Below are 20,573 nucleotides of genomic sequence, written 5' to 3'. Positions count from 1 at the left end.
TTGAGTTTGAAGCAATGTACTATGATAAGATTAATCCGTTAGGTCAGGTGGCCTAACTTAAATAAAAAAGTCTCCGATAAACCCGGTACGGTTCATATTGTGGTGATTATTCAAAGATAAATGGATCTAATGGAGATGGCGTAGGGTTATATATGTCAAGCTTGATGCTTAAAAAAATTAATGGCAACATAACTCTTGAACGTAAAGAAGAATATTTTTTTAATAACAATACATATCAAAGAAATATTTTCAAGATTAAGGTGGACTTGGAGTAGTAAAAACCCGCTCTAAAGCGGGTTTTCTTTTGAACTCAGATGGTATTAACCAATCAACTTCTTCATCAATTCATTCACTTGCGCAGGGTTAGCTTTGCCTTTTGCAGCTTTCATCACTTGACCGACAAGACCGTTAAAGGCTTTTTCTTTACCAGACTTGTACTCTTCGACCATTTTTTCATTGGCTGCAAGTACTTCTTTAATGATCGCTTCAATCGCACCTGTATCGGTTTCTTGCTTCAAGCCTTTCTCAGCAATAATGTCATCCGCAGATTTTCCTTCTGCTTCCCACATAAAGCCAAACACTTGCTTCGCGATTTTTCCGTTAATGGTGTTATCGACAATACGTGCCACCATGCCACCAAGTTGCTCCGCAGAAACAGGAGAATCTACCAATTCTAGGCCAGCTTTGTTTAAAGCACCTGAGAATTCACCCATCACCCAGTTAGCCGCAATCTTACCTTGCTTCGCACCGCCAGCAGCCACCACAACAGCTTCATAGAAGTCTGCTATTTCGCGTGACAGCGTTAAGACATGTGCATCGTATTCAGTCACACCAAAGTCAGCGATGAAACGTGCACGACGCGCTTTAGGCAACTCAGGAAGTGCAGCGCGAGCCGCTTCGATTTGCTCATCAGCAATGATGACAGGAAGCAGGTCAGGGTCAGGGAAGTAGCGATAGTCGTTCGCTTCTTCTTTCGAACGCATCGAACGAGTTTCCATTTTCACTGGATCGAACAAACGTGTTTCTTGGTCGATCTTACCGCCGTATTCCAAGATTTCCATTTGGCGTTCAATTTCAACATTGATCGCTTGCTCAATGAAGCGGAATGAGTTGAGGTTTTTCAACTCACAGCGTGTACCAAATGGCTGATCTGGACGACGTAAAGACACGTTACAGTCACAACGGAATGAACCTTCCGCCATGTTGCCATCAGAAATACCCAACCAACGCACTAAAGTGTGAATCGATTTGATATAAGCAACCGCTTCTTCAACCGAACGCATATCTGGTTCAGATACGATCTCAAGTAGCGGAGTACCTGCACGGTTTAAATCGATTCCTGACATGCCTTCAAACTGGTCATGGATCGATTTACCTGCATCTTCTTCAAGATGCGCGCGAGTAACGCCTATGCGCTTGATCGTGCCATCTTCTAGCTGGATATCAATATGACCCAAACCGACGATTGGATTGTCCATTTGGCTGATCTGATAGCCCTTTGGAGAGTCAGGGTAGAAATAGTTCTTACGTGCAAACACAGATGCTTGGTCAATATAGGCATCAATCCCTAAACCAAAGCGAATCGCAAGATCAACGACTTCGGCATTCAATACAGGCAATACACCCGGCATCGCCAAATCAACAAGGCTAGCTTGTGTATTTGGGTCTTGGCCAAATTCAGTTGATGAACCCGAGAAGATTTTAGATTTGGTTGCAAGCTGCGTGTGAATCTCGATGCCGATAACAACTTCCCAACCGTCAATCAGATTTGATTTTGGTTTAGCTAACTTTTGAGCTTCAGTCATTATGCAGTCTCCTCAGCAACGCTAGCGCGCTTGGTATGCCAGTCTGTGTTTTGTTGATATTGATGCACAATCGAAAGCAATTGTGATTCTGACCAGTAGTTACCAATTAACTGTAAGCCGACAGGCAAGCTTTCTTGATCAAAACCAACAGGGGCGTTAATAGCTGGAAGACCTGCCAAGTTCACCGCGAGAGTATAGATATCACCTAAATACATTTCAGTTGGGCTGAGATTTGCACCGATCTTATACGCTGTGGTTGGCGCAGATGGCGCAGCGATCACATCGACATTTTCAAATGCTTTTAAGAAATCTTGTTGGATCAGACGACGTACTTTTTGTGCTTTGACATAGTATGCATCGTAATAACCAGCAGAAAGGGCATAAGTACCAATCAAAATACGACGTTGTACTTCTGCACCAAAACCTTCTGAACGTGAACGCTTGTACAAGTCCATCAAGTCCACAGGATTTTCACAGCGGTAGCCATAACGTACACCATCAAAACGTGACAGGTTTGATGATGCTTCCGCAGGAGCGATCAGGTAATAAGTTGGAACATAGGCTTCAGTCATGTTGAGATCAATCTCAACCAAGCTTGCACCCATTTCTTCAAGCTTTTTCAATGATTCTTCGACACGAGCTTTGACCTCAGCATCCAAACCAGAGACGTTGAAGTATTGCTTAGGAATACCAATGCGTAAACCTTTGACCGATGTAGCGTTCAAGTTGGCAACGTAGTCATCAACTTCTTTATTGATAGAGGTTGAGTCTTTGGCATCATGGCCTGCGATTACATTCATCAAGTAAGCACAGTCTTCGGCAGAACGTGCCATTGGACCGCCCTGATCCAGTGATGAGGCATAGGCGATCATCCCGAAGCGAGAGACACGACCATAGGTCGGTTTTAAGCCTGTTAAACCGCAGAATGAGGCAGGTTGACGGATTGAACCGCCAGTATCCGTACCTGTAGCAATCGGTGCGAGATCAGCCGCTACAGCAGCAGCAGAACCCCCTGATGAACCACCCGGTACATGATCAAGTGCCCAAGGGTTGCCTGTTGCGCCAAAGTAAGAGCTTTCCGAGGTTGAACCCATGGCGAATTCATCCATGTTCACCTTACCTAAGGTCACAAGACCCGCAGCTTTGGCTTTGGCCACCACAGTTGCATCATAAGGGGAGATGAAGTTATCCAGTATTTTTGAACCAGCAGTGGTTTTGATGCCTTTGGTACAAAAAATATCTTTATGCGCCAGTGGAATACCTGCAAGCACAGATGCATTGCCAGCTTTCAGTACAGCATCAGCGGCATCCGCTTCAGCTAAAGCTTGTTCTGCTGTAACCGTCACATAACTCTTTACTTTTGTGTCAATTTTGGCGATACGTTTTAAATAATGTTCAGTCAATTCACGTGATGAAAATTGGGCTTGTTGTAAGCCTTCAGAGAGTTCACGAATTGTTAAGCGATGTAAATCTGTCATATGAAAAATTTCTTTACATTCTAAATATAAAATATTGACTAATCGAATAAAAATTATTCAATTACACGAGGGACTAGGTACAAACCTGCTTCTGTCGCAGGAGCGACCGCTTGGTATTCATCACGGTGATTAGTTTCACTCACAACGTCAGTACGTAAGGGTTGTGGGTGATCAAATGGGCTTTTTAAAGGTTCAACATCATCGGTGTTAATGCCTTTTAACGTTTCCATCATACCTAAGATTTTATTCAAACTTTGAGCATATTCAGCAGATTGCGTGTCATTTAGGGATAAGCGAGCCAAATTTGCGATTTGCGATACAGTTTGCGCATTTAGATCCGCTGTCTGTGACGCATCAGATGATGTAGACATAACTTTACCTAATTCAGTATCAAAAAAATTCAAAATATAGTGCGTTATAATAAGCGATTGACTTGTTCAAATCATCACATTTAGTTAAAGTTGCCACCTTGTATTCACACAAAGTTTAATTGAGAACGCCCCCGTGATTCTAAAAAGACTACTTGGCTTGTTTTCGCCGGATTTAGCCATAGATTTAGGTACTGCAAATACACTTATTTATGCACCAGGCCGTGGCATTATATTAAATGAACCGACAGTTGTGGCGATTCGTCACAGTGGTTCACAAAAAATAGTTGCTGCTGTTGGTCTTGATGCTAAACAAATGTTAGGCCGTACCCCAGCGAATATTTCAGCCATTCGTCCCATGAAAGATGGTGTGATTGCTGATTTTGAAGTTACTGAAACAATGCTGCATCAGTTTATCAGTAAAGTACATGAAAAACGCTTGTTTCCGAATCATCCAAAAGTTGTGGTCTGTGTACCATGCAAATCAACTTTGGTTGAACGTCGCGCGATTCGTGAAGCTGTATTTAATGCAGGTGCGCGTGAAGTTCGTCTGATCGAAGAGCCAATGGCTGCTGCGATTGGCGCAGGTATGCCAGTTGAGCAAGCATGTGGTTCTATGGTGGTTGATGTTGGTGGTGGTACCACTGAAATTGCCATTATTTCATTGCAAGGTTGTGTTTACGCGGACTCTCTACGTATCGGTGGTGATGTTTTTGATGAGCAAATTATCAATTATGTGCGTAAAGCGCATGGTTGTGTGATCGGTGAAACAACTGCTGAAGTCATTAAAAAAGAAGTCGGTATGGCGATTGGAGATGCAGATGGCAAAACGCTTGAGATTGAAGTGCGTGGTCGTAACTTGGCTGAAGGTGTTCCTCGTGCCATTACCGTGACTTCTGATGAAATTACCCAAGCGATTACTGATCCATTACAAAGTATTGTCAGTGCGGTGAAATCAGCACTTGAACAAACACCGCCTGAACTCTCATCTGATATTGCAGAGCGTGGGATCGTACTGACTGGTGGTGGTGCATTACTCCGTAATCTCGATAAATTGATCGCGCAAGAAACAGGCTTACCTGTCGTTGTGGCAGAAGAACCGCTGACCTGTGTTACGCGTGGTGCAGGTAAAGTATTAGAGTTCTTTGACAATCCAAACCATGACATGCTGTTTGTTGGTTAATTCATAAGGAATAGGCGGTGCAACCGAATCTTTTTTCAAGAAAACCGCCCTCTTTTCGTTCGTTTGTTATTGCGGTCATCACATGTTTGGTCGTGCTTTTCTTTGATTGGCGCATGCCGCATGTGGTTCAACCTGCCAGAGAAGTATTGTATGCTGCGTATAATCCAATTTATGCGCTGGCAAGTTATCCCGTACTGTCGCGTGAATGGCTGAATCAACAAACCAAGTCTGAAGCTCAGTTGCGCCGTGAAAATACCGCGATGCAAGCTGAGTTATTGCAAGCACAGGTTCGCTTGCAAAAACTTTCAGAACTTTCTGCTGAAAATAATCGATTGCGTGGTCTACTTGATACGCCATTGATTATTGATGGGCGTATGCAAATCGCCGAAGTAATTGGTACAGATGCAGATCCACTACGTCATATTATTATTATCAATCGTGGTGCGCTCGATCAACTTAAAATCGGTCAGACCGTTTTAGATGACAAAGGGATCATGGGACAGATTATCGATGTCTATCCGCATAGTGCCCGAATCATGTTGCTTTCAGATAAAGAACATTCCTTATCGGTACGTTTAGAGCGTACAGGAATGCGAGCGATTGTGTCTGGTACTGGCGATTTGGGGCAGCTAAAAATGCAATATGTGCCAACTAGTGCAAATATTAAAGTGGGCGACAAAGTTTTTAGTTCTGGTTTAGGTGAACATTTTCCAGCAGGTTATTTAGTTGGAACAGTCTCTAAGGTCAGCCGTCATAACTCGGGTGAGTTTGCTGAAATTGATGTCATGCCGACTGCACAGTTGGCCAGTGGTCATCATGTCGTGGTTCTGTTCTCAGAATCTTTGGCAAAGGAGCAGCCTTATGCCGATCGCTAAATTAAATTACGCCAGAACCAATAAAGACCCACTTTGGATGATTATTCTCTCCATTGTGATTGGGTCGGTACTGATGGTCTATCCATTGGCTTATGATACATCTGGATGGCGACCGTCGGTAATGTTGATGATCACGCTATTTTGGATTCTCTATCAGCCCGTTTGGTGTGGTATTTGGTTCGCATTTGCGATGGGGATCTTTGTCGATTTATTGTTAGATGCACCGCTTGGCTTAAATGCACTGAGCTTTGTTCTGATTTGTTTTTCGACACGCTATTTTATCCGTGAACGTCGAATTTTGACCTTTGGTAATTCATGGGTGATTGCGATTATTGCCATTACTGCACATATTACCTTTTTATGGGTGGCTCAGACGATTGCAGGTACACATTTCTCAATTGCACGACATTGGCAACCGCTCATTACGGGTATACTTGCATGGCCTGTCATTTATTATTGTTTACATAAATGGCGAATATAATTTTAGCATCCAGCTCTCCTCGTCGACAGGAGTTGTTACAGCAACTCGGTTTGGACTTTCAGGTTTTTAGTCCAGAGGTTGATGAAACGGTGTTAGCGGGTGAAACAGTTGAACACTATGTTGAACGTTTGGCAAGAAACAAAGCCAAAGTTGTTTTAACGCGTTATCCTGAATCGATCGTGATTGCGGCAGATACCAGTTTGAGTTTTGCTGGAAAGATTATAGGTAAACCCGAGTCAAAGCAGCACGCCTTTGAAATTTGGTCGACGCTTTCAGGACACTGGCATGATGTGTTGTCTGGACTATGCGTCGCTCAATCCTCTAAGATGCTCAGTACAGTTGTAAAAACTCAGGTTGAGTTACAAGTCTTGAGCCATGCAGAAATGGAAAAATACTGGGCAACGGGTGAGCCGATCGGAAAGGCAGGGGCATATGCGATACAAGGAATTGCTGCACAATATATTCCTCAGATTCGTGGCAGTTATAGCAATGTCGTTGGTTTGCCTTTGCATGAAACAGCACAGTTATTAGAAAGCATAAAGGCATTTCGCTGATACTTTCGGATATAAGAATTTTTATAAAGTTTTGAGTTGGTTATGGCTGAAGAGTTGCTAATTAACGTCACACCGATGGAATGTCGTGTGGCATTAATCGAAAATGGTACGGTCAATGAGCTATTTGTTGAACGTACAGTAAAACGTGGGTTGGTCGGTAATATTTACAAAGGTAAAGTTGTACGGGTATTACCCGGTATGCAGGCGGCTTTTGTGGATATCGGTTTATCGAGAACTGCCTTTTTACATATCAATGATATGGTCTGGCCGCGTTCACAGCCGACCCCAAATGTTTTTGAACTTTTGCATCCGGGGCAAATGCTTACGGTTCAAGTCATGAAAGACATGTTGGGGACCAAAGGTGCACGTTTAAGCACGGATCTTTCTATTCCATCGCGTTATCTCGTGCTTATGCCTTATGGCAATCATATTGGGGTATCCCAGCGTATCGAATCTGAGGAAGAACGAGATCGACTGCGTGGCATCATTGAGCACATTCAGGAAGAACATCTTCTTCCCGGTAGTGTGATTGTACGTACGGCAGCAGAGGGTGTGGACGAAGCTGCAATCGCCCAAGATATGAATTATCTAAGTAAACTTTGGGAATATATTCAACGCAAACAAAAAGAAGTTGCGACCCCTGAAATCATTTTCGAAGAATTGCCACTTCCACAGCGAATTGTGCGTGATCTTGCAAGTGGTGAAACCGCTAAAATCTATGTTGATTCACGTGAAATTCATGCCAAGCTCAGTGAGTTTGTTGATGAATTTGTACCGATGATCAAAAACCGCCTGATTCACTATCCGGGGGAAAAGCCATTATTTGACTTGTATAACGTCGAAGAAGACATCCAAAAGGCATTGCAAACACGCGTCGCACTTAAATCTGGTGGTTATCTGATGATCGACCAGACTGAGGCAATGACCACAATCGATGTCAATACAGGTTCTTATGTGGGTGGTCGAAGCTTAGAAGATACGGTTTTTAAAACCAATATGGAAGCCACGCAAGTGATTAGTCGGCAACTCCGCTTGCGTAACTTGGGTGGCATTCTGATCATTGATTTTATTGATATGCAAGAAGCTGGGCATCGTGAAGAGGTGATGCGTCAGTTTGAGAAAATGCTCGAACGTGATCATGCGAAGACCAAAATTACTCAAGTTTCTGAGCTTGGTTTAGTGGAAATGACACGTAAACGTACGCGTGAATCGTTGGAACATTTGCTTTGTGAATCCTGCCCAACCTGTCAGGGGCGAGGATATGTGAAAACAGCAGAGACAGTATGTTACGAAATATTTCGAGAGGTCATGCGATATGCCCGTGCATTTGACTCCAAGGGTGGCTTTACTGTCGTTGCGCATCCAGCGGTGATTGATCGGCTCTTAACAGCAGAAGCCCCAGCTGTGGCGGATTTAGAGCATTTTGTGAACCGCGTCATAAAATTTCAAGTTGAAAATCTATATACGCAAGAGCAATACGATATCATTTTAAGCTAAAGTTGTAACAAGATTTCGCTTAATCCTTGTTACAACTGAAATTTTACTTTCTATCATGAATTTTAAATACTAGAACCATAAGATTAGCCATAGGCATTTTTCAGTGCCTTAGCAAATATAATGAGGTATATAATATGAATGTTAGTAAAAGATTAGTGAGTCACGGTTTTAAGCATGTTTTGGACAGCACCCCTGTAAATACATGTTACATGGTCGATAGCCAAGGTAAAGAAGTTCCGATTACTACGGCTATGATCCGCTCTGCTTGCCATCAACTGCTACAACGGTGTCGCGCAATTAAAAAATAAGGGGCTATGAAAAGCCCCTTAGTTTTTTCTGAAAGTTAATTCGCAACTTTTTGCTTTTCGAACTCTTGAATCTTTTGTTCAAAGCGTTGAATTTCTTCTTCTAAATGAGTCAGTAGATTTTGCATTTTAGGCAATGCATTGCGGCATGCAATCAATCCCACCTCAAGTTTATCGAGATAACTGGTCAAAGTAATATTCAGCGCTTGGCCATCCATAACGATTGAAGCAGGGTACAGCGCATCCAGTCTTGCACCATTCCAATATAAAGGCTCACGCGGACCGGGTACATTCGAAATCACAAGGTTAAATGCTTGGCGTTTAGGTAGCATGCCTGAAACGATATTTAGACCTGCTGGACCATACACAACAGCACTATAGTTCAAAATCTCATTTGCAGTCATACGGCTAAAACGTTGTTTAGAGTTTTGTACGCTACGACGAATAATTTCTAAACGTTCAATCGGGTTTTCAATGTGCGTCGCAAGATTTGCCAAAATCATGGTAATGCGGTTACTGACGTCTGAATCATCAGTACGTAATGACGCAGGAACCATCGCAATAAGCGGTTTTTTCGGCAGACTATTTTGACTAATTAAATACTCACGCAATGCACCTGAGCACACGGTAAGTACTACATCATTGATGGTCACACCCAAGACTTTAGCAATATAGCGCAAGCGATTCAGTTCAAAAGATTGTGCTGCGAAACGACGAGAAGAACTGACACGCTGGTTTAAAATTGAAGGCGGTGCTTGGAAGGTTGAAACGTAGTCTGGGTTTTTCCCCATTTCTTTAAATATTGTTTGAGACAACTCTTGCATGACCTTAGGGGTGACTTCAAGCTGAGATTTGATCCCATCTATAAAGCCTTTGATTTTGCTGACGGTCGGTGGCTTTGGTACTTTTAGACGTTTACCGCGTGTTCCTTCAACACACCATAACGGTACAACGTGTTTTTCATTTGGATCTTTAGATAGTGATTTTTCAATTAAGCGCATACCCGCAACGCCATCGACCATCGCATGGTGTATTTTGAAGTACATGGCAAAGCGATTGCCTTCAATACCTTCAATAATGTCACAGGTCCATAATGGCTTAGCACGATCAATCAGTGAACTATGCTGCTGTGAAATATAGACCAGCAATTCGCGAATACGACCAGGGTTGGGTAGTGCAATATGGCTGAAATGATGATCTAGGTCGAATTCATTGTCTTCACCCCAAAATAAACCATTGAGTTGGTTATTAAATGGAGGCACTGGAATGCTTTTTGATTGACGAATTTCTTCCACTAAGTCATGTACGAAAGTCGGCGAAGCATTCTCAGGAAGTTCGAATAAAAACAATCCACCTACGTGCATAGGCTGTTGTCTTTTTTCTAATGAAAGAAAAATGAAGTCGATTGGGTGTAATGGGCGCATAGCAGATTAGCCTCTCGTCGCATTTTTTATAAGATACTCGTAGGATTTGCTGATATTTCAACCATGAAGTGCCAACAAACCCTATAACTCTTATTAGAATTATTGAACCGTTGTGTCGAGTATATACGGTTTGTTCTGGTTAAAATATGACTTTGTACACGGCAGTCATAAAAAATAAAACCACTGATGAATCAGTGGTTTTAATATACCAAATCTGTAATTGATTATTTTTTGAGGTTGCCAGCATGTAAGCCACATTCTTTGTGTGTGGCTTCTTCCCACCACCAGCGTCCCTCACGTTCATGCTGATTTGGAAGTACGGCACGGGTACATGGCTCACAACCAATCGAAATAAAACCACGCTCATGCAATGGATTGTATGGGATTTCCATCATACGGATATAACTCCATACATCCGCACTGCTCCAGTTCGCAAGTGGATTGTATTTAATCAGTTGCTTACCTTCACCTGAAAAACCTACATCGGCTTGAACCACTGGAACGTCACTCCGCGTTGGGCTTTGATCTTTACGCTGACCTGTAATCCAGCCGTCTAAAGTTGCCAACTTTTTACGTAAAGGCTGTACTTTACGAACGCCGCAACACTCCTGATGACCATCTTCAAAAAAACTAAATAAGCCTTTTTCATCTACAAGTTGCTGAACTGCTGCTGATTCAGGAAAGCAAATTTCGATATTGATCTTGTAATGTTTACGCACAGTTTCGATGAACTGATATGTTTCGGCATGTAAACGTCCCGTATCTAAACTAAATACACGGAATGGTTTACCAATACGAGATGCGATATCAATTAATACAACATCTTCAGCGCCTGAAAAAGAAATAGCGATTTCACCTGATTGGCTTAAAGCAAGTTCTAAAATTTCTCGTGGTGATTTATCTGCATAGTCAGCAGCGAGAGCATCTACAAGGTCAATAGTCGGAATAACAGTCATGAATGTTCCTGGCGATAGGCTTGGGCATAATTGTAAATCATTCTAAGCAAAGCGGAGGGCTTGCCGTCAACTTTAATCTTGCAGAATAAAGTTGTTTTATTCAACAACAGCGCAAAAAATTGAAAATGTTAATGGTATGATACAGCAATTTTTAACCAACATTGGACGCATTCATGGAAATCGTATGCCTAGATCTTGAAGGGGTTTTAGTTCCAGAAATCTGGATTAATTTTGCAAAAAAAACAGGGATTAAAGAACTCGAAGCAACCACGCGTGATATTCCAGACTATGATGTGCTGATGACACAGCGTCTAAATATCTTAAAACAACATGGTTTGGGTTTAAACGATATTCAGGCTGTGATTGCTGATATGGGGCCTTTTGAAGGGGCGAAGGAGTTTGTTGAATGGGTGAGTACTCATTTTCAACTGATCATTTTGTCTGATACTTTCTATGAGTTTGCGCACCCGTTGATGAAGCAACTTGGTTGGCCAACTATTTTCTGTCATAAATTAGAGACAGATGAAAATGGCATGATTACCGCGTATAAATTGCGTCAACCTGATCAAAAGCGTCAAGCCGTCAAAGCATTACATGGTTTGAATTTTCGTGTAATCGCAGCGGGCGATTCTTATAACGATACCACGATGTTGGGCGAAGCAGATCATGGTTTCTTATTTGATGCACCAGACAATGTGATCGCTGAGTTTCCACAATTTCCACCACTTCATGGTTATGAAGCATTGAAGCAAGCAATTCGTTCAGTATCGCAACGCAATATTCCAGAATAATATGTGTTTTTTCACCATCGCGTGAAAAACGTATAAAACAAAAGGCGCATCAAGCGCCTTTTGTTTTATCAAACGCAATTAGAACTTATAACCAATTTTCAGACCGTAAGCGATCGCATCGTTATTGTTAAACTCGGCGATATAATTAGGCGTATCAAACTGAGAACCAGATTGTGCTTTGGCATCACCTAACCAGAAATATTTTACGCCACCTGCGATGAAGTAGTTTGGAGCAGGGCTGTATTGAACACCTATGCCTACATTCCAGTATCCTTCTGTTGGTCCAAGTGTGGTGACTGGATTACCTGCACCAGAGTCCCAACCGACAGATAGATTACCTGCCCATTGATCATTCAGTTTACGTCCTACACCCGCAGTAACCGAATATTGATCGTCGGTATAAGCGACGAGATCAAAACCTTCTTTTTTGCCAGTGCCACTCACAACAGGAGCGAGTACGGATGCAGCACCAAACTTATAAGGACGAATAGCAAAGTCTTTCCAGTTGACCCAACGTATGTTAGCAAAGGCAACGGTATTTTCCATGATCCCTGTTTGTAAGTCGAGATTGATCGACTGTGGGGTAGTAATCTCAGTTGTACCTTCTGAATGATTAATTTGATTTAAAATAGCATCAAAACCAGCATTGCCAGTCATACCTGCTACGCCATGTTTTTCATAAGCATTCATTTCGTGCTTGATCTTCGCACGGTAGGTTAGGGATGCTTTAAGGGCGATTTCAGGGATTTGATAAGCGACACCCGCTAACCAACCCACTGCTTCATCTTTACCTGTTTTAAAGTCATAGCCATTGTATGCACTATAGCTCGTGCCACGTAATAACACGGTGCTGTCTAGAGTTTGATAAACCGCACCTGCATAAAGATTCCAGTTTTGATTTGGCTGATAACCAAAAAGTAAATTTAAATTTTCAGTGCTTACCGTAACCGATGTTCTGCCGTTAAAAGGTACTGGTCGATTTTCGACAAAATTGTTTTGACCGTGATATTCAGCATCGGCACCATAAGGATGATCATAGAGTAGACCAATCGAAAAATGCTCAGTTGCTTGAATTTTTAATGCGGCACTTGGTGAGTAATACTGGTTTGCCATATCACCCGTGGAATTTTGTGAAGTATCTTTTCCTGAAACATCTGCGCTCAGAAAGGTAATACCAGCTTCAAAATAGTTGTCTGGCTGTAAAAATGCAGCGATTGACTGACCCGAACGATCTAATGCAGCAGCAAAGGCTGAGGTCGTTGGTAGTAAACTGAGTAAAACAGCTTTTTGAATGGCATGTAGCTTCATTGATATTTTCTCTCATATCACGGTATAACAAGAATGCCGCGGAAAGTAACATAATTTTGGGAAGCCTAAATATTTTACAAATGTCAATAAATGAACTGCTAAAGTCATGGAAAGGTGTTGAGTTATATGTACTTATAGATTAATCACTCTAATTTTTTTATTTAACGGTAAATTATGAGCAAAAAAAGACCGTCTTGTGACGGTCTTTTTTCGTTGATATAGATTAGAAACGGTAACCGATTTTTAAGCCATAAGCGATTGCATTGTTGTCTTCAAACTTTGCAACATAATCATTGCTACCCGCTTGAGCGCCAGTTTGAGCTTTAGCATCGCCTAACCAGAAGTACTTCACACCACCAGCAATAAAGGTCGCTGGAGTAGGGCTGTACTGCACACCTAAACCAACATTCCAATAACCATCAGTTGGACCTAAAGTCGTAATTGGGTTGCCTGCGCCTGAATCCCAACCTACAGAAACGTTACCCGCCCATTGTTCGCTGAGTTTGCGACCAACACCTGCGTTTACTGTCCATTGGTCTTCAGAGTATTCTACTAAATTGAAACCATTAGGGCGATTTACAGCTTCACCAATCTGTTTTGACAATAGACCAAACTTATATGGTTGGATCGAGAAGTCTTTCCAGTTCACCCAACGTACATTTGCAAATGCGACAGTGTTGGCCATAATTCCCGATTGGAAATCAAGGTTGACAGATTGTGGAGTTGTAATTTTTGTTTTTTCAGAGCTGTTGTTAATTACATCGATAGCATCACCTTTACCTAATAAGTTTAAAGCAGGTAAAGTTGGAAGCGTCTCATTTATATCAACTTTATGATCTATCTCAGAACGGTAAGTAACCGATGCTTTAAGTGCAATTTCCGGAATTTGATACGCTGCACCTGCAAGCCATCCCACACCGCCAGTCTCTTTGATGTTTGCATCATAGCCATTGTAGATACTATAAGCTTGACCACGAAGATTCACGGAGCCTTTTACTGTTTGATATACGCCACCAGCATAAAAGTTAAGGTTTTTATTAGGCTGGAAACCAAAAATCATAGATAAATTCTGTGAGTCTACTTTTACTTTGGTATTTCCTTCTCCAAGTAAACCGTTAACTTGCTGTAAACCTTGATCAACTAAGTTTGTTACACCTTGTTTAACGCCAGCGTCAATTTGAGCTTTTGTCGCTGGATCATTATTGTACGCAGTTAAAGTGTTCGCAAACTGTTGTTGACCTGCTGGAGTAGTTAAGTCAATACCTTGTGCTGTTAATGCGGCACCAACACGTTGTTGAGCAGAAAGATTGTTGAATTGAGTGTCGATAGTTGATTGGCGAATAACATCTAATCTATCTTGAGCTAAAATTGTATCTGATGGACTAGAAACAAACACATTATTACCAGTATATGCAGCATCTGCACCAAATGGCTGGTCGTAGAGTAAACCGAATGAGAATTTATCTGTTAATTGAAGTTTTAAAGCCGCGCCAGGGAAAAAATAATCTCCCGCCATATCATCAATTTTACGTTTACTAGTAGATTCCCCAGCTTCTTGCCCTTTTACTGTAGGATCCAAAACTGAAATTCCAGCTTCAAAGTAGTTGCCTGGCTGTAAAAAAGCAGACATAGACTGACCTGAACGGTCTAACGCCGCTGCAAAAACTCCAGTTGCAGGTAACGTTGCTAAGATCATTGCAGTGCTAAGGTGTTTTAATTTCATTTTAAATCTTTCCTTGAACTTTTAAGATTCTTAAGTGTTGAGAAGCTATGAATTAACAACAAAACAGTTGTCTATTGTGATTGGCTATAACTTCATGTAACAAAAATACCATAATTAAAATAAGAGTAAATGTTCTAAATGAACTATTCAGTACGATTTTTTACATGAAAATGAACGGAAAATAATCTATATATATTTTATACATCTGTGTTTTTATTGATAAAATCATGAAAAATATAAATTATTTTTTTTGGAGGTGTGGTTTTTTTTTGCATTTTTAAGAAAATTATTTTTTTTAAGGTCAAAGATTTTTTGTAATAAATAGGAAATTTTTTCAATACTGTTCTTTTTATTACGCTATCAGGTGGTTTAGGTACGCAGTAAATAAGTTTACGCAAAATTTACGCATCTGTCTTTTTTCAATATAGAGAATTTATGCACTCAATTTCCATACTTATGCCGAACTATTTTTTATGGCATTACCGATGTGGGAATTTATTTCCGTATTTATGTTTGCATTGCTTCTAGCGTACCCCTTAGGACGCTATCTAGCCGTTAATCCGTCACCAAGGCAAAATAGTGACGCAAAAACAAATTATGAATGAGTTGTGGGGCATCACCCATGAAGAAGATACTCACTATCTCAGAATTTTACTGAAAAAGCTTAGAACTAAAATTGGTGATTCTGCCGCAACGCCACATTATATTTTTACGATTGCTGGAGTTGGTTTGCGATTTTGCGAATAGTGTCGATTAAGTCGATCTAATTGATTGGATTATAAAATGATTTGTTCTGATTTAAATGGATGCTTGAATTGTAAATTGTTAGGTGGTTAAACGTTTTTAAGCTATAATTTTACGGTTTTTTTTATCTTTATTTTGATTGAGCAACAATGAAAAAATTATTAGTGATTACGGCATTTAGTTCTTTAGGCTTAATGGCCTGTTCAACCACAGAAACATCAAAATCAATTCAAAGCCCACAAGTGACGGCCGCGGTACAACAAATTAAATATAACGGAGCGAAAGTACCTGTTTCGATTGGTAAGTTTGATAATCGTTCAAGTTATATGAGAGGAATATTCTCGGACAATGTCGATCGTCTTGGTGGACAAGCGAAAACCATTTTAGAAACTCACCTACAGCAAACTGGTTATTTCTCGGTTTTAAACCGCGATAACTTGTCTGAACTCAAGCAAGAAGTAGGCTATAGCAATACCACTCAAGCGATCAAAGGCGCGCGTTATGTGCTCACAGGTGATGTATCTGAGTTCGGCCGCAAAGAAGTTGGTGATCAGCAATTATTTGGGATTTTGGGGCGAGGTAAACAACAAATTGCTTATGCCAAAGTGAACTTGAATATTGTGGATGTGAAAACATCAGAGATCGTGCATTCAGTGCAGGGTGCGGGCGAATATGCATTGAGCGCGCGCGAAGTACTTGGTTTTGGTTCTACAGCTTCTTATGACTCAACCTTGAACGGTAAGGTACTTGATTTAGCGGTACGTGAAGCAGTCAACAGTTTGGTTACTGATATTCAGAATAACCGTTGGACTGCACAATAAGACAGGGTCGCTGTAAAATGAAAAAAATTCTTTTCACCAGTCTGATGAGTATTGGATTGGTTGGCTGTGCTGCTGGACCTCAACCTTTATACAGTTGGGGGTCTTATACGCAACAGACCTATTTGATGTATAACGCGCCAGAAAAAGCCACGCCCAATGCACAAATCATCAAGTTAGAAGCGGAAATAGAAAAAGCAAAAGCCAAAAATCTGGCTGTTCCACCGGGACTCTATGCGCATTTAGGGTTGTTATTTTTACAACAGAACAATGCACAAAAAGCAGTTGAATATTTCCAATTGGAACGACAAGTTTATCCAGAATCAACCGTGTTGATGGATCGTTTGTTGCAGAAAATGAATGCCAATGTAGGATCGACACAGCTATGATCAAGACGTTTTTAGTTGCGAGTCTGTTGCTCACAGGTTTGGTGTTTACGGGCTGTGCATCCTCACCTGTGGTAAATAAAGATATGACTGTGTATAAGCAGCATATGCCAAAATCAATTTTGGTATTACCGCCTGTCAATGATTCCCCAGATGTGAAGGCAACCTATAGCTATTGGCCAACTGTGATCACACCTGTTGCTGAAGCAGGTTATTATGTCTTTCCAATTTCTGTGGTTGATTCGATGTTTAAAGAGAATGGCGTGACCAATGGTCATGATGCTCAAAGCATTCCGACTCAGAAATTACACGAAATTTTTGGTGCTGATGCTGCACTTTATATTCGAATTAAAGAATATGGCTCTAAATATCAAGTCATCCAAAGTGTTGCGACGGTCAGTGTAGAGGCAAAGCTGGTTGATTTAAAAACCAATGAGACGCTTTGGACAGGTGAGAAAAAGGCAGTTCAATCAAGTAATAATGGCAATAATGATTTACTCACTGCACTTGTTGGGGCATTGGTTGAACAAATTGCGGGTAGTTTAAATGATCGTGCTTATCCTTTAGCAACGATTGTGAATACGCAATTATTTACACCGACGCAGCATAATCCGGGTTTGGGCTTACTCTATGGACCACGATCTCCTCGATATCAACAAGATGGTGTTGTGAAGTAATCCATTGTTCATACACATAATAAAAAAGCCTCTGAATGAGGCTTTTTTATTATTGAAGGTTATTTAATATTTGGATCGCCTTTTTTCAAAAAGAAATGCAAAGCGAGTTTTTGTACCCATGTACCATAAGGTGGATAAAATAATTGGGTTGGGAAGAATCGATGTCGAATAAAGACTGTTTTTGCATGTGAAAGTTCTCGGAAACCTTCTACACCATGATATGTACCCATACCTGAGTTGCCGATCCCACCGAATGGTGCATCATGGTTGACAACATGCCAACCCCAGTCATTGATGGTGACACCGCCAGAGTGAGTCTGTTTTAAAATGTGATCACGTTCTGTGGCGTCATGAGTAAAGCAATATAAGGCTAATGGACGTTCACCCACTTTAATATAATCAATCGCATCATCTAAGGTGTCGTAAGTAACAACAGGGAGTACAGGTCCAAACAACTCTTCTTTTAAAATGCGCATCTCTGCTGTGCAGTTCAGTACGATATGCACTGGCATACGGCGCGCATCTTTCTCAGTGTCGTAATCACCACACACAATGATTTGAGCACCTTTGGTTTTTGCGTCTTCTAATATTTCTTGAATACGCTTTAAATGCCGGTCATTTACAATCGAAGTGTAATTGTCATTATTGTGAATATTGTTGCCATACATCGCCGTGAAATTGGTTTTACATTCCTGCACGAACTGCTCAACTTTTTCTTTAGGCACGAGCGCATAGTCAGGGGAAACGCAGATCTGACCACAATTGGTGGCTTTACCATGCAAAATACGTTTTGCTGCATCGGCTAATGGATAATTTCGGCTAATCAGTGCAGGGGACTTACCACCTAATTCAAGTGTTACAGGCGTTAGGTTTTCTGCAGCTGCGCGCATCACAACACGTCCGATCGCAGGTGAACCCGTAAAGACGATGTGGTTAAACGGTAGCGATGTGAAGAGTGATGGATCAGTGATTTCCTCACCAAACACACAGACTTCATCTTCACTAAAAACTTCAGCCAACATTCTTTTGAGCATGGCATTGGTGGCTGGGGTAATCTCAGGAAGTTTGATCATGACGCGATTGCCTGCTGCAATCGCTGCAACGAGAGGACCGAGCGCCAAATAAACGGGGAAATTCCACGGTACCACAACACCCACCACGCCTTTGGGTTGGTATTGCACACGTAAACGATTGGATAGGAAAAGTAATTCAGTACTGCGTTTGCTCGGTCGCATCCACTTACGTAAGTGACGAATCGCATGTTCTGCTTCTAATACTGAACCCAGTAAATCCAGTAGTTTGGATTCGTCTAGTGAGCGTGAACTAAAGTCAGTGTTGATCGCTGTTGCGATTGCATCTTGATAACGAATGATCTGTTTTTTGAGGTTAAATAATTTGCTGCGACGTGTGTCTAGGTCTGGATAGGGTTGAGCATCGAAAGCCGTGCATTGTTGAGTAAAAACGGTCTGCATCTTTTCATGAGCAGTATGCTCAGATGACTGTGAATGTGGGGAATTCATCATTGCTCCTTTTATGCTTCATTATCTCGATTGTTTAAATATTCTAAAGATTTTGTCTCAATGGCTTGGGTTTGGAGAATCGAATACATCATTCGTTCATCTTACTAGACTTCCGTCATAAATCAAAAAACGTACAATTTATTTGATCTTAAATTAATCAGCAAAATTATTTAATTCAAGAGATAATCCTTGGATGAAATTCAAAGATATTCAAAAATTATCAAACGTTAAGTTTCGTAGGCTTACCGGTGTTAGTTGGGCTACATTTAACCTCATGTTGGCCGAGCTAAATAAGCATTTACCTCGTCATATTGGTAAAGGACGACCGCATAAATTACCGTTGGAAGATCGTTTGCTCTTATGTATAGAATATTGGAGAGAATATCGAACATTTTTCCATCTTGGTATGAGTTACGGTGTATCTGAAACGAGTGCAATTCGTATCACACGTGTTATTGAAGATACCTTAATCCGTTCTGGAAAATTCAACTTGCCAAAACAACTTCCTAATCGAGATGAAGTGGATTGGGAAGTTGTTGTGATTGATGCCACTGAAATATTAGTTCAACGTCCAAAAAAAACAGAAGAAATGGTATAGCGGTAAAAAAAAGCGACATACCTTTAAATTTCAGCTATCTATGCACTATATAACAGGTGAAATACTGAGTGTATGTGGAAGTCATGGAAGCATGCATGATTTTAAAATATTTAAAAAAAGCATGAGGAAATTAAAATTTAAGCCCTTTTTTATCGTTGATAAGGGTTATTTAGGGATAAAGAAATTGGGTTTTGGATGCCTCATGCCATCTAAAGCAAAGAAAACTGAAAAACTAGATTCTGAATTAAAAAAGTTAAATAAAGAGATTGGTCGTAGACGAATTCAAGTAGAGCATGTATTTGGAAGGATGAAATGTTTTAAGATTTTATCTTGTGTATATAGAAATCGTCGTAAAAGATTAAACCTGCGGTTTAATTTACTTGCTGGCATATACAATTTAGATTGGGTGAAAGATAAACAATTAAATTGATTGAAAAATGATTTATGAAGGAAGTCTACTGTTGTACAATTATTGGAACTCATTCATTGATCAAAAATAGACTTGAGATGATTTTTGAAAATTTAAACCTTCATTTATTTCATTGTATAAATTCTTTTGCTTTGAAATATCCGATTTTAGACAAAATAGCGATATTCTTGGCTGATGATTTAAACACAGTCTTTATCAGTTTTCTTGTGTTTTTATTGGTTGTGCAGTGGAAAATCTACAATGTAGTGTTTGCAAAAACATTGTTCATCGTTCTTATATCATTGTTATTTTGTGATTTAGTGGATGCTTTCTATCATCATCCACGCCCATTTCAATTTGGGGTGGGACATAAATTGATCGGTCATGGTTCGAGTTCATCCTTTCCGAGTCAGCATACCTTGACGATGGTGATCATTGCATGCTCATATTTGATGGCTGGATTTAAGCTGATTGGCGGTATCGGCTTAGTTTTGAGTCTCGTGGTTGGATTATCTCGAATTTATGTCGGCGTACATTTCCCATTTGATATCATGGGGGCTTTCTTGATTGGTTTTATGTTGGTGGTAGCTGTCAATTATGGCTTAAAAGAATTGGCAATAAGATTGCGTAAAGCGATACCATTACTGAATTAAATCTAAAGAAAAACGGAGCA

At 40.8% G+C, this 20,573-nt stretch carries 20 protein-coding genes and 2 pseudogenes; 14 read left to right on the top strand and 8 right to left on the bottom strand.

Annotated features, from left to right (window positions below):
* Positions 1-320: 320 nt before the first annotated feature.
* Genes gatB through gatC form a run of 3 tightly spaced genes read right to left on the bottom strand, consistent with a single transcriptional unit; the run spans position 321 to position 3,654 of the window.
* Entirely contained in the window at positions 321-1,805 is a 1,485-nt protein-coding gene (gatB, locus tag F991_RS04710; protein WP_004669368.1) for an Asp-tRNA(Asn)/Glu-tRNA(Gln) amidotransferase subunit GatB, read from the bottom strand.
* Positions 1,805-3,283, bottom strand: coding sequence for an Asp-tRNA(Asn)/Glu-tRNA(Gln) amidotransferase subunit GatA (gatA, locus tag F991_RS04705; RefSeq protein WP_004669366.1), 1,479 nt, complete (start codon positions 3,281-3,283; stop codon positions 1,805-1,807). Before gatA ends, gatB begins: the two co-directional genes overlap by 1 nt.
* Positions 3,284-3,336: 53 nt before the next feature.
* A complete protein-coding gene (gene gatC, locus F991_RS04700) occupies positions 3,337-3,654 on the bottom strand; it encodes an Asp-tRNA(Asn)/Glu-tRNA(Gln) amidotransferase subunit GatC (RefSeq protein WP_004669364.1) in 318 nt (105 codons plus the stop codon).
* A 133-nt stretch (positions 3,655-3,787) separates the two neighbouring features.
* On the opposite strand from gatC, the gene F991_RS04695 reads away from it, so the two are divergent.
* The 6 genes from F991_RS04695 to F991_RS17440 all read left to right on the top strand — a co-directional run bounded on the left by F991_RS04695 (position 3,788) and on the right by F991_RS17440 (position 8,549).
* Positions 3,788-4,834, top strand: coding sequence for a rod shape-determining protein (locus tag F991_RS04695; protein ID WP_004669362.1), 1,047 nt, complete (start codon positions 3,788-3,790; stop codon positions 4,832-4,834).
* Between the two features lie 17 nt (positions 4,835-4,851).
* Positions 4,852-5,709, top strand: a complete 858-nt coding sequence (gene mreC / locus F991_RS04690; RefSeq protein WP_004669359.1) for a rod shape-determining protein MreC — start codon at positions 4,852-4,854, stop codon at positions 5,707-5,709.
* On the top strand, positions 5,696-6,190 hold the full coding sequence (gene mreD / locus F991_RS04685) for a rod shape-determining protein MreD (protein ID WP_004669357.1): 495 nt from the start codon (positions 5,696-5,698) through the stop codon (positions 6,188-6,190). Before mreC ends, mreD begins: the two co-directional genes overlap by 14 nt.
* A complete protein-coding gene (locus F991_RS04680) occupies positions 6,178-6,744 on the top strand; it encodes a Maf-like protein (protein ID WP_004669355.1) in 567 nt (188 codons plus the stop codon). The genes mreD and F991_RS04680 overlap by 13 nt, the downstream gene beginning before the upstream one ends.
* A 42-nt stretch (positions 6,745-6,786) precedes the next feature.
* Complete coding sequence (rng, locus tag F991_RS04675) at positions 6,787-8,241, top strand: ribonuclease G (protein WP_004669353.1); 1,455 nt, start codon at positions 6,787-6,789, stop codon at positions 8,239-8,241.
* A gap of 134 nt (positions 8,242-8,375) precedes the next feature.
* Entirely contained in the window at positions 8,376-8,549 is a 174-nt protein-coding gene (locus F991_RS17440; protein WP_004669351.1) for a PA1571 family protein, read from the top strand.
* A 35-nt stretch (positions 8,550-8,584) separates the two neighbouring features.
* On the opposite strand, the gene F991_RS04670 is transcribed toward F991_RS17440, so the two are convergent.
* Together F991_RS04670 and F991_RS04665 are read right to left on the bottom strand one after the other, a co-directional pair.
* The gene (locus F991_RS04670; RefSeq protein WP_004669349.1) at positions 8,585-9,970 is read right to left on the bottom strand and encodes a WS/DGAT/MGAT family O-acyltransferase; all 1,386 of its coding nucleotides are present in this window, start codon (positions 9,968-9,970) and stop codon (positions 8,585-8,587) included.
* Between the two features lie 224 nt (positions 9,971-10,194).
* A complete protein-coding gene (locus F991_RS04665; RefSeq protein WP_004669347.1) occupies positions 10,195-10,926 on the bottom strand; it encodes a phosphoadenylyl-sulfate reductase in 732 nt (243 codons plus the stop codon).
* Positions 10,927-11,099: 173 nt separating this feature from the next.
* Here F991_RS04665 and thrH point away from each other — a divergent pair, with 173 nt between their 5' ends.
* On the top strand, positions 11,100-11,717 hold the full coding sequence (gene thrH, locus F991_RS04660) for a bifunctional phosphoserine phosphatase/homoserine phosphotransferase ThrH (protein ID WP_004669345.1): 618 nt from the start codon (positions 11,100-11,102) through the stop codon (positions 11,715-11,717).
* 78 nt (positions 11,718-11,795) lie between these two features.
* Here the strand turns inward: thrH and F991_RS04655 are convergent, their stop codons facing one another.
* Positions 11,796-13,025: an OmpP1/FadL family transporter gene (locus F991_RS04655; protein ID WP_004669343.1), complete on the bottom strand. Its 1,230-nt coding sequence runs from the start codon at positions 13,023-13,025 to the stop codon at positions 11,796-11,798.
* Between the two features lie 223 nt (positions 13,026-13,248).
* The gene (locus F991_RS04650; RefSeq protein WP_004669341.1) at positions 13,249-14,748 is read right to left on the bottom strand and encodes an outer membrane protein transport protein; all 1,500 of its coding nucleotides are present in this window, start codon (positions 14,746-14,748) and stop codon (positions 13,249-13,251) included.
* 555 nt (positions 14,749-15,303) lie between these two features.
* On the opposite strand from F991_RS04650, the pseudogene F991_RS17075 reads away from it, so the two are divergent.
* The 4 genes and pseudogenes from F991_RS17075 to F991_RS04635 form a co-directional block, all read left to right on the top strand.
* Positions 15,304-15,495: pseudogene (locus F991_RS17075) on the top strand (winged helix-turn-helix domain-containing protein); the annotation flags it as partial.
* A 146-nt stretch (positions 15,496-15,641) separates the two neighbouring features.
* Positions 15,642-16,313 (top strand): CsgG/HfaB family protein, encoded by a 672-nt coding sequence (locus F991_RS04645; RefSeq protein WP_004669339.1) that lies wholly within the window; start codon positions 15,642-15,644, stop codon positions 16,311-16,313.
* Between the two features lie 17 nt (positions 16,314-16,330).
* Positions 16,331-16,699 (top strand): DUF4810 domain-containing protein, encoded by a 369-nt coding sequence (locus tag F991_RS04640; protein WP_004669337.1) that lies wholly within the window; start codon positions 16,331-16,333, stop codon positions 16,697-16,699.
* Complete coding sequence (locus F991_RS04635) at positions 16,696-17,373, top strand: DUF799 domain-containing protein (protein ID WP_004669335.1); 678 nt, start codon at positions 16,696-16,698, stop codon at positions 17,371-17,373. Before F991_RS04640 ends, F991_RS04635 begins: the two co-directional genes overlap by 4 nt.
* A gap of 59 nt (positions 17,374-17,432) precedes the next feature.
* Here the strand turns inward: F991_RS04635 and F991_RS04630 are convergent, their stop codons facing one another.
* Positions 17,433-18,893 (bottom strand): coniferyl aldehyde dehydrogenase, encoded by a 1,461-nt coding sequence (locus tag F991_RS04630; protein WP_004669333.1) that lies wholly within the window; start codon positions 18,891-18,893, stop codon positions 17,433-17,435.
* A 193-nt stretch (positions 18,894-19,086) separates the two neighbouring features.
* Here F991_RS04630 and F991_RS04625 point away from each other — a divergent pair, with 193 nt between their 5' ends.
* The 3 genes and pseudogenes from F991_RS04625 to F991_RS04610 all read left to right on the top strand — a co-directional run bounded on the left by F991_RS04625 (position 19,087) and on the right by F991_RS04610 (position 20,553).
* On the top strand, positions 19,087-19,491 hold the full coding sequence (locus F991_RS04625; protein WP_000669095.1) for a transposase family protein: 405 nt from the start codon (positions 19,087-19,089) through the stop codon (positions 19,489-19,491).
* 37 nt (positions 19,492-19,528) lie between these two features.
* A pseudogene (locus F991_RS17070) lies at positions 19,529-19,921 on the top strand (transposase family protein); the annotation flags it as partial.
* A gap of 77 nt (positions 19,922-19,998) precedes the next feature.
* Positions 19,999-20,553, top strand: coding sequence for a phosphatase PAP2 family protein (locus tag F991_RS04610; RefSeq protein ID WP_034595398.1), 555 nt, complete (start codon positions 19,999-20,001; stop codon positions 20,551-20,553).
* Positions 20,554-20,573 lie beyond the last annotated feature (20 nt).

Origin of the sequence: Acinetobacter sp. CIP-A165 (assembly GCF_000367985.1) — a bacterium.
Classification (GTDB): Bacteria; Pseudomonadota; Gammaproteobacteria; order Pseudomonadales; family Moraxellaceae; genus Acinetobacter.
The sequence above is the reverse complement of the archived record's forward strand: the minus strand, read 5'-3'. Positions and strand labels throughout refer to the sequence as shown.